General features: G+C 52.3%; 13 protein-coding genes, 5 tRNA genes and 1 other RNA gene. 9 read left to right on the forward strand and 10 right to left on the reverse strand.

Going from position 1 to position 14,029, the window contains the following annotated elements:
- Positions 1 to 115: 115 nt before the first annotated feature.
- Entirely contained in the window at positions 116 to 265 is a 150-nt protein-coding gene (locus NMD08_RS17975) for an AcrZ family multidrug efflux pump-associated protein (RefSeq protein ID WP_003023026.1), read from the reverse strand.
- A gap of 130 nt (positions 266 to 395) precedes the next feature.
- On the opposite strand from NMD08_RS17975, the gene modE reads away from it, so the two are divergent.
- The 7 genes from modE to gpmA all read left to right on the forward strand — a co-directional run bounded on the left by modE (position 396) and on the right by gpmA (position 8,185).
- Positions 396 to 1,184: a molybdenum-dependent transcriptional regulator gene (modE, locus tag NMD08_RS17980; protein ID WP_151219576.1), complete on the forward strand. Its 789-nt coding sequence runs from the start codon at positions 396 to 398 to the stop codon at positions 1,182 to 1,184.
- A gap of 66 nt (positions 1,185 to 1,250) precedes the next feature.
- Positions 1,251 to 2,723, forward strand: coding sequence for a molybdate ABC transporter ATP-binding protein ModF (gene modF / locus NMD08_RS17985; RefSeq protein WP_151219575.1), 1,473 nt, complete (start codon positions 1,251 to 1,253; stop codon positions 2,721 to 2,723).
- Between the two features lie 218 nt (positions 2,724 to 2,941).
- A complete protein-coding gene (gene galE, locus NMD08_RS17990; protein ID WP_151219574.1) occupies positions 2,942 to 3,958 on the forward strand; it encodes a UDP-glucose 4-epimerase GalE in 1,017 nt (338 codons plus the stop codon).
- 9 nt (positions 3,959 to 3,967) lie between these two features.
- Complete coding sequence (galT, locus tag NMD08_RS17995) at positions 3,968 to 5,014, forward strand: galactose-1-phosphate uridylyltransferase (RefSeq protein ID WP_151219573.1); 1,047 nt, start codon at positions 3,968 to 3,970, stop codon at positions 5,012 to 5,014.
- A 3-nt stretch (positions 5,015 to 5,017) separates the two neighbouring features.
- On the forward strand, positions 5,018 to 6,166 hold the full coding sequence (gene galK, locus NMD08_RS18000) for a galactokinase (protein ID WP_151219572.1): 1,149 nt from the start codon (positions 5,018 to 5,020) through the stop codon (positions 6,164 to 6,166).
- Entirely contained in the window at positions 6,160 to 7,200 is a 1,041-nt protein-coding gene (gene galM, locus NMD08_RS18005) for a galactose-1-epimerase (RefSeq protein WP_151219571.1), read from the forward strand. The genes galK and galM overlap by 7 nt, the downstream gene beginning before the upstream one ends.
- Positions 7,201 to 7,432: 232 nt before the next feature.
- Positions 7,433 to 8,185 carry a 2,3-diphosphoglycerate-dependent phosphoglycerate mutase gene (gene gpmA / locus NMD08_RS18010; RefSeq protein ID WP_151224968.1) on the forward strand — a complete coding sequence of 251 codons (753 nt, stop codon included), beginning with the start codon at positions 7,433 to 7,435 and terminating at the stop codon, positions 8,183 to 8,185.
- Between the two features lie 67 nt (positions 8,186 to 8,252).
- Here gpmA and aroG read toward each other — a convergent pair whose 3' ends face one another.
- Positions 8,253 to 9,305, reverse strand: a complete 1,053-nt coding sequence (aroG, locus tag NMD08_RS18015; RefSeq protein ID WP_187252779.1) for a 3-deoxy-7-phosphoheptulonate synthase AroG — start codon at positions 9,303 to 9,305, stop codon at positions 8,253 to 8,255.
- Between the two features lie 317 nt (positions 9,306 to 9,622).
- Here aroG and NMD08_RS18020 point away from each other — a divergent pair, with 317 nt between their 5' ends.
- Together NMD08_RS18020 and zitB are read left to right on the forward strand one after the other, a co-directional pair.
- A complete protein-coding gene (locus NMD08_RS18020) occupies positions 9,623 to 9,997 on the forward strand; it encodes a YbgS-like family protein (protein WP_286538033.1) in 375 nt (124 codons plus the stop codon).
- A 113-nt stretch (positions 9,998 to 10,110) separates the two neighbouring features.
- Positions 10,111 to 11,052, forward strand: coding sequence for a CDF family zinc transporter ZitB (gene zitB / locus NMD08_RS18025; RefSeq protein WP_151224966.1), 942 nt, complete (start codon positions 10,111 to 10,113; stop codon positions 11,050 to 11,052).
- Here zitB and pnuC read toward each other — a convergent pair.
- The 8 genes from pnuC to NMD08_RS18065 form a co-directional block, all read right to left on the reverse strand.
- Positions 11,049 to 11,768, reverse strand: coding sequence for a nicotinamide riboside transporter PnuC (pnuC, locus tag NMD08_RS18030; RefSeq protein ID WP_151219566.1), 720 nt, complete (start codon positions 11,766 to 11,768; stop codon positions 11,049 to 11,051). The genes zitB and pnuC overlap by 4 nt on opposite strands.
- Before the next feature lie 27 nt (positions 11,769 to 11,795).
- On the reverse strand, positions 11,796 to 12,839 hold the full coding sequence (gene nadA, locus NMD08_RS18035) for a quinolinate synthase NadA (RefSeq protein ID WP_187252781.1): 1,044 nt from the start codon (positions 12,837 to 12,839) through the stop codon (positions 11,796 to 11,798).
- Between the two features lie 224 nt (positions 12,840 to 13,063).
- Positions 13,064 to 13,197: non-coding RNA, RtT sRNA (locus NMD08_RS18040), on the reverse strand.
- A 22-nt stretch (positions 13,198 to 13,219) separates the two neighbouring features.
- Positions 13,220 to 13,295, reverse strand: a tRNA-Lys gene (locus tag NMD08_RS18045).
- A 32-nt stretch (positions 13,296 to 13,327) separates the two neighbouring features.
- Positions 13,328 to 13,403: transfer RNA gene (locus NMD08_RS18050), tRNA-Lys, on the reverse strand.
- A 145-nt stretch (positions 13,404 to 13,548) separates the two neighbouring features.
- Positions 13,549 to 13,624 (reverse strand) — tRNA-Lys (locus NMD08_RS18055).
- A gap of 3 nt (positions 13,625 to 13,627) precedes the next feature.
- Positions 13,628 to 13,703 (reverse strand) — tRNA-Val (locus NMD08_RS18060).
- A gap of 137 nt (positions 13,704 to 13,840) precedes the next feature.
- Positions 13,841 to 13,916, reverse strand: a tRNA-Lys gene (locus NMD08_RS18065).
- Positions 13,917 to 14,029 lie beyond the last annotated feature (113 nt).

A 14,029-nucleotide genomic window follows, 5' to 3' on the forward strand; every position in this document is an offset into this window, starting at 1 on the left:
GGTTACACAAAGAAAATATCGGCAGGGAAAGCAGGATCTTGAGAAACGGCAGTCAGAGAAAACAAACAGAAAGGCGAAAAAATAGAAACGCCCGACTGAGCGGGCGTTTGGGGAATCAATGATTCTGTCTGGACTGGTCTTTCTGACCGATACCGGAGAAAATGTTGAACACTTCACCCAGTCCGTAAATCAGACCCAGAATAATGGCCATTACCACAGGTACCATGATTACGGCGAATACCAGACTTTTCAATAACTCTAACATGGTCAACTCCAGATATAGTCCTTAGCTGTATTCTAACCCCATAACGCAGAAAAGCACTCCCCTTTTGTGCGGTCGGCTTTGCTCAGGCACGGTTTTCCGTCACAATACCTTTTTTTGCCAGGAGCTTGTGATGCAGGCCGAAATCCTTCTTACGCTGAAACTTCAGCAAAAACTGTTTGCCGATCCCCGTCGCATTTCTCTGCTGAAGCACATTGCGCTTTCCGGCTCCATCAGTCAGGGCGCGAAGGATGCAGGCATCAGCTACAAAAGTGCCTGGGATGCAATTAACGAAATGAACCAGCTCAGCGAGCAGACGCTGGTTGAGCGTGCCACAGGCGGTAAAGGCGGCGGCGGCGCGGTGTTAACCCGCTACGGCCAACGTTTAATCCAGCTGTACGATTTGCTGGCGCAAATCCAACAAAAAGCCTTTGATGTTTTGAGTGATGATGATGCGCTGCCACTTAACAGCCTGCTGGCGGCAATTTCTCGCTTTTCGCTGCAAACCAGCGCCCGTAACCAGTGGTTTGGCACGATTACCGCCCGCGATCACTCCCTGGTACAGCAGCATGTCGACGTCCTGCTGGCCGATGGCGAAACGCGCCTGAAGGTGGCGATCACGGCACAAAGCGGCGAGCGTCTGGGCCTTGATGAAGGGAAAGAGGTGTTGATTCTGCTAAAAGCGCCGTGGGTCGGAATTACCCAGGATGACGCTATCGCTCAGGCTGCCGACAACCAGCTGCAGGGTACGATCAGCCATATCGAACGCGGCGCAGAACAGTGCGAGGTATTGATGACGCTGCCAGACGGCCAGACACTGTGTGCAACCATTCCGACAGAAAATAGTGCGACGCTGCAGGAAGGCGCGAACGTCACTGCTTTTTTCAATGCTGACAGGGTGATTATCGCCACACTATGCTGAGTGATTGACATCAGCTTGAAGAACACGTATCCCTGTTATTAATCGCTGCAAATAATGGGATACAAAATGTCATCGTTGCAAATTTCGCAAGGCACGTTTCGTCTTAGCGACACAAAAACGCTCCAGTTAGATGCGTTGACGTTAAACGCGGGTGATAGCTGGGCGTTTGTTGGCTCTAACGGTAGCGGGAAATCTGCGCTGGCCCGCGCGCTGGCAGGGGAATTACCGCAGCTGAAAGGCGAGCGCCACTGTCAGTTTACGCGTATCACCCGACTCTCCTTTGAACAGCTCCAGAAGCTGGTTAGCGACGAGTGGCAGCGAAACAACACCGATCTTCTCAGCCCCGGTGAAGATGACACCGGGCGCACCACCGCAGAAATCATTCAGGATGAGATCAGCGATCCCGCCCGCTGCGCTACATTGGCTCAGCAATTTGGCATCTCTGCCCTTCTCAACAGGCGTTTCAAATACCTTTCGACAGGAGAAACACGTAAAACTCTGCTTTGCCAGGCGTTAATGTCCGCACCGGATTTACTGATCCTCGATGAGCCCTTTGACGGGCTGGATGTGGCATCCCGCTGCCAGTTAGCAGAACTGCTCGCTGACCTGCACCAGGCTGGCTTTACGTTAATATTGGTGCTTAACCGCTTTGATGAAATTCCCGAGTTCGTGCAGTTTGCCGGCGTGCTTGCCGATTGCACGCTGACAGAAACCGGCGCGAAAGCCGACCTTCTGCAACAGGCATTAATCGCTCAACTTGCCCATAGCGAACGACTGGAAGGTATTCAGTTACCCGAACCGGATGAACCTTCGGTGCGCCGCACGTTGTCAGATAACGAGCCACGAATTGTACTTAACAATGGCATCGTCTCGTATAACGATCGCCCTATCCTTCATCATATGAGCTGGCAGGTAAACCCAGGCGAGCACTGGCAAATCGTCGGCCCCAACGGTGCGGGAAAATCAACCCTGCTCAGTTTAATCACCGGCGATCATCCCCAGGGCTACAGTAACGATCTGACGCTGTTTGGCCGCCGTCGGGGTAGCGGTGAAACTATCTGGGATATCAAAAAACACATCGGCTACGTCAGCAGCAGTCTGCATCTGGATTATCGGGTGAGTACGACCGTACGCAACGTTATTCTCTCCGGTTATTTTGATTCAATTGGCATTTACCAGGCCGTCTCCGACAGGCAGCACAAACTGGTACAACAGTGGCTGGAGATCCTTGGCATCGATAAACGTACTGCGGATGCGCCATTCCATAGTCTTTCCTGGGGTCAACAGCGGCTGGCGCTGATTGTTCGCGCGCTGGTTAAACACCCTACCTTGTTGATTCTTGACGAGCCTTTGCAAGGGTTAGATCCGCTCAATCGCCAACTGATTCGTCGTTTTGTAGATGTGCTGATCGGTCAAGGCGAAACTCAGCTGTTGTTCGTCTCTCATCACGCCGAAGATGCCCCAGCCTGCATTACCCACCGTCTGGAGTTTGTGCCCGAGGGCGATATCTACACCTATCAACAAACATCACTGCGTTAATTTTCATACCAGGGCGTTTGAATACGCCCTTTTTTCTGTCTTTTTTTCAGACAAACGCTGAGATAACAACCTAACGTAATGATTTAAAATAAAATAACCACTGCAAATATGTGAAAACGCCAGTGTGTAAACGATTCCACTAATTTATTCCATGTCACACTTTTCGCATCTTTGTTATGCTATGGTTATTGCATACCATAGGCTTAACGGAGCGAATTATGAGAGTATTGGTTACAGGTGGTAGCGGTTACATCGGAAGCCACACTTGCGTGCAGTTGTTGAAAAACGGTCACGAGGTGGTGATCCTGGATAATCTCTGCAACAGCAAGCGCAGCGTTCTGCCCGTCATTGAGCGTTTAGGTGGTAAGCATCCGACTTTTGTGGAAGGAGATATCCGTAACGAAGCGCTGATAACCGAAATTCTGCACGATCATGCCATTGACACGGTCATCCATTTTGCCGGGTTAAAAGCCGTTGGAGAATCCGTGGCCAAGCCGCTGGAGTACTATGACAACAACGTCAATGGAACTCTGCGTCTGGTAAACGCCATGCGCGCCGCCAACGTGAAAAACTTCATTTTCAGCTCCTCCGCGACCGTCTATGGCGATCAGCCGCAAATTCCTTATGTTGAAAGCTTCCCCACCGGCACGCCGCAGAGTCCGTACGGCAAAAGTAAGCTGATGGTGGAACAGATCCTGACCGATCTGCAAAAAGCCCAACCCGACTGGAGCATTGCTTTGTTGCGCTACTTTAACCCGGTTGGCGCGCATCCATCAGGGGATATGGGGGAAGATCCTCAGGGTATTCCCAACAACCTGATGCCTTACATCGCACAGGTTGCCGTGGGTCGCCGCGAGTCCCTTGCCGTATTTGGCAACGACTATCCTACTGAAGATGGCACCGGCGTTCGCGACTACATCCACGTGATGGATCTCGCCGACGGTCACGTTGTCGCAATGGAAAAACTGGCGGACAAACAGGGTGTGCATATTTACAACCTTGGCGCAGGCATCGGCAGCAGCGTGCTGGACGTGGTCAATGCCTTCAGCAAAGCCTGCGGTAAACCGATTAATTACCATTTCGCCCCGCGCCGTGATGGCGATCTTCCGGCCTACTGGGCTGATGCCAGCAAAGCCGATCGCGAGCTCAACTGGCGCGTGACCCGCACGCTGGATGAAATGGCACAAGACACATGGCACTGGCAGTCACGCCACCCACAGGGATATTCGGATTAAGGACCAATCATGACGCAATTCAATCCTGTCGATCACCCACATCGCCGTTTTAACCCGCTCACCGGGCAGTGGATCCTTGTTTCACCGCATCGCGCCAAACGTCCGTGGCAAGGGGCGCAGGAAACTCCTTCTAAGCAGGTACTGCCTGCGCATGACCCGGACTGCTTTCTGTGCGCTGGCAATACGCGCGTTACCGGCGACAAAAACCCGGATTACACCGGGACCTATGTCTTCACTAATGACTTTGCGGCCCTCATGTCAGATACCCCGGACGCGCCGGACAGTCACGATCCGTTGATGCGTTGCCAGAGCGCACGCGGTACCAGTCGCGTGATTTGCTTCTCGCCCGATCACAGCAAAACGCTGCCGGAACTCAGCGTCCCTGCGCTGACAGAAATTGTACAGACGTGGCAGGAACAGACTGAAGAGTTAGGAAAAACCTATCCCTGGGTGCAGGTATTTGAGAATAAAGGCGCGGCGATGGGCTGCTCTAACCCGCACCCGCACGGTCAAATTTGGGCCAACAGCTTTTTGCCCAACGAAGCCGAACGTGAAGATCGCCTGCAGAAAGCGTACTTCGCTGAACAGGGCGCACCGATGCTCGTTGATTACGTCCAGCGCGAACTGGCGGACGGCAGTCGTACGGTCGTAGAAACTGAGCACTGGCTGGCGGTTGTGCCTTACTGGGCCGCGTGGCCGTTCGAAACGCTGCTGCTGCCGAAAGCGCATGTGCTGCGTATCACTGATTTGACCAATGAACAGCGTGCTGACCTGGCGCTGGCGCTGAAAAAACTGACCAGTCGTTACGACAACCTGTTCCAGTGCTCATTCCCCTACTCTATGGGCTGGCACGGCGCGCCGTTCAACGGTGAAGAAAACGAACACTGGCAGTTACACGCGCACTTTTACCCGCCGCTGCTGCGTTCCGCGACCGTGCGTAAATTTATGGTCGGTTATGAAATGCTGGCGGAAACCCAGCGTGACCTGACGGCAGAACAAGCGGCTGAGCGACTGCGTGCGGTCAGCGACATCCATTTTCGCGAATCCGGAGTTTAAATAATGAGTCTGAAAGAAAAAACACAATCTCTGTTTGCAGAAACGTTTGGCTACCCAGCCACCCATACTATTCAGGCACCGGGTCGCGTAAACCTGATCGGCGAACACACCGATTATAATGACGGCTTCGTTCTGCCCTGCGCCATCGACTATCAAACCGTCATCAGTTGTGCCGCGCGCGACGATCGAAAAGTTCGCGTGATCGCCGCTGATTACGACAATCAGATTGATGAGTTCTCTCTCGATGCGCCGATTATCGCCCACGACAGCCAGCAGTGGTCGAACTACGTGCGTGGCGTGGTGAAGCATCTACAAAAACGCAGTAACGCCTTTGGCGGTGCGGATCTGGTGATCAGCGGTAATGTCCCGCAAGGCGCAGGTCTTAGCTCTTCCGCCTCGCTGGAAGTCGCTGTGGGTACGGTATTCCAACAGCTCTATCACCTGCCGCTCGACGGCGCACAAATCGCCCTGAATGGCCAGGAAGCTGAAAACCAGTTTGTCGGCTGTAACTGCGGCATTATGGATCAGCTGATCTCCGCGCTTGGCAAGAAAGATCATGCGCTACTGATCGACTGCCGTACGTTGGGCACCAAAGCTGTCTCCATGCCGGAAGGTGTGGCGGTGGTGATCATCAATAGCAACTTTAAACGCACGTTGGTCGGCAGCGAGTACAACACCCGTCGCGAACAGTGTGAAACCGGCGCACGTTTCTTCCAGCAACCGGCGCTGCGTGATGTCAGTCTTGAAGCGTTTAACGCTGTCGCCCACGAGCTGGATCCGATTGTCGCCAAACGCGTCCGCCACGTCATCACGGAAAATGCGCGTACCGTTGAAGCCGCGCAGGCGTTGGAAAAAGGCGACCTGCTGCGTATGGGACAATTGATGGCGGAATCTCACGCCTCAATGCGCGATGACTTTGAAATCACCGTGCCACAAATTGATACGCTGGTTGAAATTGTCAAAGCGACCATCGGCGATAAAGGCGGTGTACGTATGACTGGCGGCGGCTTCGGCGGCTGCATCGTGGCGCTGATCCCGCAAGATTTGGTGCCTGCCGTGCAACAAGCTGTCGCTGAGCAATACGAAGCAAAAACCGGTATCAAAGAAACATTCTACGTCTGCAAACCTTCACAAGGAGCCGGACAATGTTAAACGAAATCCCTGTGCAGGCTCCGGACGGTCAGCCGTTTCGCCTGATTACCCTGCGCAATGACGCAGGGATGGTGGTCACGCTGATGGACTGGGGCGCGACCCTGCTCTCTGCGCGTATTCCGCTGAGCGATGGTAGCGTGCGCGAAGCATTACTCGGGTGCGCCAGCCCGGAACAATATCCGGAACAGGCTGCATTTCTGGGGGCGTCGATTGGTCGCTACGCTAACCGTATCGCCAACAGCCGCTATACTTTTGCCGGTGAAACCGTTGAATTAATACCAAGCCAGGGCAACAACCAGCTGCACGGCGGGCCGGACGGTTTCGACAAACGTCGCTGGCAGATAGTCAATCAGAATGACCGTCAGGTGCTGTTCGCCCTAACGTCTGAAGATGGCGACCAGGGCTTTCCTGGCCATCTTTGCGCGACCGCGCAGTATCGCCTTACTGACGATAATCGTATTTCGATCACCTACCGCGCCACGGTCGATAAGCCCTGTCCGGTGAATCTTACCAACCACGTTTATTTCAACCTCGACGGTGATACAACCGATGTCCGTCAACATAAGCTGCAGATCTTCGCTGACGAGTACTTGCCGGTGGATGAAATGGGTATCCCACACGACGGACTGAAGCCGGTGGCTGGTACCTCGTTCGATTTCCGCGTGGCGAAAGTTATCGACAGCGAATTTTTGGCCGATGACGATCAGCGGAAAGTAAAAGGTTACGATCACGCTTTCTTGCTACAGGCGCAAGGCGATAGCCGCAAACCGATCGCGAATCTGTGGTCACAGGATGAAAAACTGCAGATGGAGGTCTACACCTCTGCCCCGGCTTTGCAGTTTTATTCCGGAAATTTCCTCGGCGGTACGCCATCCCGTGGTCCTGACGCCTACGCCGACTGGCAAGGTCTGGCGCTGGAAAGCGAGTTCCTGCCGGACAGCCCGAACCATCCGGAATGGCCGCAGCCAGACTGCTTCCTGCGTCCTGGCGAAGAGTACACCAGCGTGACGGAATACCGGTTTATACCAGCTTAATCGTTCCCCCTCCCAGGCCCGATGACGTAACGAATCGGGCCTGTTGCTTGTTTATCACAGTAGAACCGTTCAAATCCCCACCGTTCAAAGACAAAATCGCAACCTTGAGTTCACAAGAACCTTACACTGTGGCGCTATTTTCGCTATGGTTATGCGTAAGGATTGCCGCTGACGCATTACGGCAATATAATGAGAATTATTATCATTCAATATGATTTATAGGAGTGAGTGTATGGCTGTAACTAAGCTGGTTCTGGTACGTCACGGTGAAAGTCAGTGGAACAAGGAGAACCGTTTTACCGGTTGGTATGACGTTGATCTGTCCGAGAAAGGCGTGGGCGAAGCGAAAGCAGCAGGTAAACTGTTGAAAGAGGAAGGCTATAGCTTCGATTTTGCATATACCTCTGTGCTGAAACGTGCCATCCACACCCTGTGGAACGTACTGGATGAACTGGATCAGGCCTGGCTGCCAGTTGAGAAATCCTGGAAACTGAATGAACGTCATTACGGCGCGCTGCAGGGGCTGAACAAAGCGGAAACTGCGGAAAAATACGGTGACGAGCAGGTTAAGCAATGGCGTCGCGGCTTTGCGGTCACCCCACCGGAACTGACTAAAGATGACGAACGCTATCCGGGTCATGATCCGCGTTATGCGAAGCTGACCGACAACGAGTTACCGGTTACCGAAAGCCTGGCGCTGACCATCGATCGCGTTATCCCTTACTGGAATGAAACCATCCTGCCGCGCATGAAAAGCGGTGAGCGAGTGATTATCGCCGCTCACGGTAACTCCCTGCGTGCGCTGGTGAAATACCTGGATAACATGGGCGAAGATGAGATCCTCGAACTGAACATCCCGACGGGTGTACCACTGGTGTATGAGTTCGACGAAAACTTCAAACCAATCAAACACTATTATCTGGGTAACGCTGACGAGATCGCCGCAAAAGCAGCTGCCGTTGCGAACCAGGGTAAAGCGAAGTAATTTCTGCGTGTCGCATAAAAAAGCGCGGACTATCCGCGCTTTTTTTATCTTTCTGGTAGGCTAACGTTTAACCGCGGCGCGCTTTTACCGCATCCGCCAGTTGACGTAACACCGCATCAGTATCTTCCCAGCCAATGCAGGCGTCGGTGATGCTCTTACCGTAGGTCAGCGGTTCGCCGCTATCCGGGTTCTGATTACCCTCGACCAGATGGCTTTCGATCATCACGCCAATAATCGCTTTTTCACCACCAGCAACTTGCCCGCAAACATCTTTCGCAACATCCATCTGCTTTTTGAACTGCTTGCTGGAGTTGGCATGGCTAAAGTCGATCATCACTTGCGCAGAGAGCCCTGCTTTAATCAGACCTTCTTTCACGTCGGCAACATGCTGAGCGCTGTAGTTCGGCTCTTTGCCACCGCGCAGAATGATATGGCAATCACCATTACCGCTGGTATTCACGATCGCCGAATGACCCCATTTGGTCACAGACAGGAAGCAGTGTGGTGCCCCTGCGGCGTTGATTGCATCAATCGCAACTTTGATCGTGCCATCAGTACCGTTTTTAAAGCCAACCGGGCAGGACAGACCAGATGCCAGTTCGCGGTGCACCTGAGACTCAGTGGTACGTGCTCCAATAGCGCCCCAACTCATCAGGTCGGCAAGATATTGCGGCGTGATCATATCGAGGAATTCACCTGCAGCTGGCAATCCGCTGTCGTTGATATCCAACAGCAGTTTACGCGCAATGCGCAGTCCATCGTTGATCTGGAAGCTATTGTCCATGTGCGGATCGTTGATAAGCCCCTTCCAGCCGACGGTGGTACGCGGCTTTTCGAAATAGACTCGCATGACAATTTCAAGCTCGCCTTTTAACTCTTCGCGCAGCGCCAGCAGGCGAGTGGCGTACTCTTTGGCGGCAGCCGGATCATGAATAGAGCACGGCCCAATCACCACTAACAGGCGATCGTCGTTCCCTTTCAGAATTTTATGAATTGCCTTACGGGCATGAGCCACCGTATTTGCGGCATTTTCAGTAGCGGGGAATTTTTCCAGCAGTGCGACTGGCGGTAATAACTCGTTGATCTCTTTGATGCGTAAATCGTCGTTCTGATAATTCATGATTATTCCAGCGTTGCCATACTTATATAAATGAATGCAATCCCTCCAATCTATATCTTCAGTCATAAGGTGTAAACGGGGTTTTACACTTTGGACGGATTAATCCTGGAATCTGGTAAAAAAACGCAATAATGTAGCGAAAAATGAGATCCAGACTACAATTTCTAACTGTAACATCTTAAATTTTCATAGATTTCAAGATTGTATGCTGGTTTTAATTTCCAAAGCAAAACGATTAACCACGTATTGATGATGTAACTGGCACATGCACTGTTGGAAGACGTTATCCGACATATCGACCTTAACAGGAGCATATTATGCATATGACTAAGCTGGCTTCACTCTTTCTTACTGCTACCCTCAGCCTCGCCAGCAGTGCGGCGCTGGCCGCTGAAACCAACTCGCAGTCCAATAATGGCCAGGCAAATTCCTCGGCAGATGCCGGTCAGGTCGCACCAGACGCTCGCGAAAACGTAGCGCCGAATAATGTCGACAACAGTAACGTGAATTCAGGTGGCACGATGCTGCACCCGAACGGTTCATCAATGAACCATGAGGGGATGACCAAAGACGAGATGCACAAAAACACCATGTGTAAGGACGGTCGCTGTCCTGATGTGAACAAGAAGGTTGAGACTGGAAACGGCATCAACAATGATGTTGATACCAAAACTGACGGCACCACGCAGTAACGCTGAAAATAAAGCTAATAACGGGAGAGCAATAGCTCTCCTTTTTAATTTTATCGTCCCAAAAACGGTATGATGGCATACAGTAAAGATGAGAATAACAAAGGGATGGCATAATGGCGCACGCACATACTCATACTTCCTCTGAGCAACCCAAAGACAATAACGCCCGCCGACTGATGTTCGCATTCTGCATTACCGCCGGATTTATGTTGGTCGAAGTGGTGGGCGGAATACTTTCAGGCTCACTGGCCTTGCTGGCCGACGCCGGGCATATGCTTACGGATGCGGCAGCGCTGCTTTTCGCGCTGTTGGCCGTTCAGTTTTCCCGTCGCCCACCTACAATACGCCACACCTTCGGCTGGCTGAGGCTCACGACGCTGGCCGCATTCGTTAATGCCATCGCATTGGTCGTTATCACCATTTTAATCGTCTGGGAGGCGATTGAGCGCTTCCAGACACCTCGTCCCGTGGCGGGCGGCATGATGATGGTTATTGCTGTCGCGGGTTTACTGGCCAACGTGCTTGCTTTTTGGGTTTTACATCGCGGCAGCGAAGAGAAAAATTTGAACGTCCGTGCCGCAGCGCTGCATGTGATGGGCGATTTACTCGGCTCGGTCGGGGCAATCATCGCTGCGTTGATTATTATCTGGACGGGCTGGACGCCTGCGGACCCGATCCTCTCAATTTTGGTATCCGTACTGGTGCTGCGCAGCGCCTGGCGATTATTAAAAGATAGCGTCAACGAATTACTGGAAGGGGCTCCGCTGGCGCTGGATATCGCCGCACTGCAGCGCCATCTCAGCCGGGATATTCCCGAAGTCCGCAATGTGCACCATGTCCACGTCTGGATGGTGGGAGAAAAGCCGGTAATGACGCTGCATGTGCAGGTGATCCCGCCGCACGATCATGATGCGCTGCTGGAGCGTATTCAGCATTTCCTTATCCATCATTACCAGATTGAACACGCGACGATTCAGATGGAGTATCAGCCGTGCAATGGACCGGACTGCCACCTGTATCAGGGCGTGTCCGGCCATTCACATCATCACCATTAATGAGACAGCGCGTGGGAACCTCGCTCACGCGCACTGTTGATCCACATCCTGCTCCCGTTGAGGGCGATAACCGTCAGGATCATATATTCCAGCGACATGGCATATACGCCTTGCAGGGCAAAGATCACCACGCTGATTACGTTGATGATCACCCACAGCAGCCAGTTTTCAACGTATTTGCGCGTCATCAGGATCATCGCCGCAATCGAAAGCACCATCATGCAGGAGTCCCAGAACGGGAATGCATCGGGTTGCAGTTCAGGCACAGCAACCTGCAGTCCCAATGCCTGCATTATGTTGACCGCAATACGAGTCAGCAACGCAAAGACCGGATCGATATAGACCGACATCAGGCCGATCGCCACCACACAAGCCGCCAGCCAGCCGATCGCTTTTGGCAACGGCAGCCAGCGAATTTTCAGTTCCGCTTCATGCTGGTTGGTTTGCCGGGACCAGGCATACCAGCCGTAGATGTTGGCGGCAAAGAAAAAGACTTGCAGCAACAGGCTGGCATAAAGCTGGATCTGAAAGAAGATAATCGCAAACAGCGTGACGTTTATCAGACCGAAAACGTAATTGCTGATTTTCTCAAGACTCGCCAGGCCAATACACAGCAACCCGGCGATCGTCCCCACGGCTTCGATCCACGATAGATCGTAACCACCTGCGCCAATCGGAATATGTACCAGAATGTTCTGCGTGCTAAAAAAGTCCATCTTTTCCCCCAGAGCAAAAATAAAGTATTAAGCTCGTAGTGTAGCCGCAAATTCCAACATACGATTTAATGGCAACAATGCCCCTTCTCGCAGTGCGTGATCAACATGTATTTCATGCGCCGCGCCGCCATGCTCCAGCCCCTCAGCAATCGCCTTGAGGCCGTTCATCGCCATCCATGGACAATGCGCGCAGCTACGACAGGTTGCCCCCTCGCCAGCCGTTGGAGCTTCAAGCAGCTCTTTATCCGGAACGGCCTGCTGCATTTTGTAAAAAATGCCCCGGTCAGTCGCCACAATCAGCTGCTTATGCGGTAACGATTTAGCTGCGGTGATGAGCTGACTGGTTGAGCCAACCGCATCGGCCATATCAACGATAGACTGAGGTGACTCCGGGTGCACCAGCACCGCAGCATCAGGGTACAGTCCTTTCATGCGCGTTAAAGCCTGGGTTTTAAACTCGTCGTGGACAATACAGGCCCCCTGCCAGCAGAGCACATCTGCGCCGGTTTGTTTCTGCACGTAGTTACCCAGATGTCTGTCCGGAGCCCAGATGATTTTTTCACCTAAACTATCAAGATGCTCAATAAGTTCAACCGCGATACTGGAGGTCACGACCCAGTCAGCACGAGCTTTAACGGCGGCTGAAGTATTGGCGTAAACCACCACGGTACGATCCGGATGCGCGTCGCAGAATGCGCTGAACGCGTCTATCGGACAGCCCAGATCTAATGAACATTCCGCCTGTAAAGTTGGCATCAGGATAGTCTTTTCCGGGCTGAGAATTTTGGCGGTTTCTCCCATAAACCTCACGCCCGCAACCAGCAGCGTAGAAGCTGGGTGTTTTGCACCGAACCGCGCCATCTCCAGAGAATCAGAAATACAGCCACCGGTCTCTTCGGCCAATTGCTGAATTTCAGGATCGGTGTAATAGTGCGCGACCATAACGGCATCACGCTCTTTCAACAGGCGCTTGATTTTTTCACGATAAAATTGCTTTTCATCCACACTCAGCGGCCCTGGCTTCGGCGGAAACGGATAAATTGCTGCTTCTGGATCAAACATCACGCTCATCTTGCTTTCTCGTTTTACTGGCTTAACGAATTAACCGATTAAAAGCGTGACGCACGCCATATTCGGTTTGAATTGTTTTATATGCTAAACAAGATAGCGGATTGGCGCAGAAAAGTCACAATAATTGCGAGTGATGAGTGCCGGATGGCGACCTGCGGGCCTGCAGGTTCAAATCTTTTAAATCGCAGATAGCAAAAAAGCGCCTTTAGGGCGCTTTTTTACACTGGTGGGGCGTGCAGGATGACTCGCTACGCTCGCCCTTCGGGCCATCGCCGTAAACGGCTCCGTTGTCTCACTTCGTTCGACCCGAACCTGCTGCAGGTTCGAATCATGAAATCCTGCGCATAGCAAAAAAGCGCCTTTAGGGCGCTTTTTTACACTGGTGGGGCGTGCAGGATTCGAACCTGCGACCAATTGATTAAAAGTCAACTGCTCTACCAACTGAGCTAACGCCCCCTTATGGGGTTTACTTCTTTATACTTTCAGGATGGTGGGTCGTGCAGGATTCGAACCTGCGACCAATTGATTAAAAGTCAACTGCTCTACCAACTGAGCTAACGACCCGCTCGGGATAACCTGAAAATTTTTACTCGGTACCACCAATAAATTGGTGGGGCGTGCAGGATGACTCGACTTCGTCTCGCCCTAACGGGCCGTTGCTTAGGCAACGTTATCCTTCACGTTTAACATCTGAGTACGATGTTAAAGTTGGTGGGGCGTGCAGGATTCGAACCTGCGACCAATTGATTAAAAGTCAACTGCTCTACCAACTGAGCTAACGCCCCGAGTGGTGGGTGATGACGGGATCGAACCGCCGACCCCCTCCTTGTAAGGGAGGTGCTCTCCCAGCTGAGCTAATCACCCGATACTACGCTGGATACTACTTACTAACTGAGTTAGTGGTGGGTCGTGCAGGATGACTCAACTTCGTCTCGCCCTACGGGCCGTTGCTTACGCAACGTTATCCTTCACGTTTTACAATCGCGTTCCACCTTAGCGATTGGTGGGTCGTGCAGGATTCGAACCTGCGACCAATTGATTAAAAGTCAACTGCTCTACCAACTGAGCTAACGACCCGCTTTTGCGCTGCTTTTGGTTTGTTTGATATCCCTTGGCAACGGCGGCATATATTACTGATTTCAGATTTTAGCGCAACAAAAATTTCGATGTAAATAACTCAACTGCTTAGG

The sequence above is a fragment of the Citrobacter meridianamericanus genome, from assembly GCF_041320245.1.
Taxonomy (GTDB): domain Bacteria; phylum Pseudomonadota; class Gammaproteobacteria; order Enterobacterales; family Enterobacteriaceae; genus Citrobacter; species Citrobacter meridianamericanus.

Coding starts and splice junctions, on each gene's coding strand:
- pnuC (WP_151219566.1), bottom strand. CDS start 11,768: ATGGACTTTTTTAGCACGCAGAACATTCTGGTACATATTCCGATTGGC.
- galT (WP_151219573.1), top strand. CDS start 3,968: ATGACGCAATTCAATCCTGTCGATCACCCACATCGCCGTTTTAACCCG.
- galM (WP_151219571.1), top strand. CDS start 6,160: ATGTTAAACGAAATCCCTGTGCAGGCTCCGGACGGTCAGCCGTTTCGC.
- zitB (WP_151224966.1), top strand. CDS start 10,111: ATGGCGCACGCACATACTCATACTTCCTCTGAGCAACCCAAAGACAAT.
- nadA (WP_187252781.1), bottom strand. CDS start 12,839: ATGAGCGTGATGTTTGATCCAGAAGCAGCAATTTATCCGTTTCCGCCG.
- aroG (WP_187252779.1), bottom strand. CDS start 9,305: ATGAATTATCAGAACGACGATTTACGCATCAAAGAGATCAACGAGTTA.
- modF (WP_151219575.1), top strand. CDS start 1,251: ATGTCATCGTTGCAAATTTCGCAAGGCACGTTTCGTCTTAGCGACACA.
- modE (WP_151219576.1), top strand. CDS start 396: ATGCAGGCCGAAATCCTTCTTACGCTGAAACTTCAGCAAAAACTGTTT.
- galK (WP_151219572.1), top strand. CDS start 5,018: ATGAGTCTGAAAGAAAAAACACAATCTCTGTTTGCAGAAACGTTTGGC.
- gpmA (WP_151224968.1), top strand. CDS start 7,433: ATGGCTGTAACTAAGCTGGTTCTGGTACGTCACGGTGAAAGTCAGTGG.
- NMD08_RS17975 (WP_003023026.1), bottom strand. CDS start 265: ATGTTAGAGTTATTGAAAAGTCTGGTATTCGCCGTAATCATGGTACCT.
- galE (WP_151219574.1), top strand. CDS start 2,942: ATGAGAGTATTGGTTACAGGTGGTAGCGGTTACATCGGAAGCCACACT.
- NMD08_RS18020 (WP_286538033.1), top strand. CDS start 9,623: ATGCATATGACTAAGCTGGCTTCACTCTTTCTTACTGCTACCCTCAGC.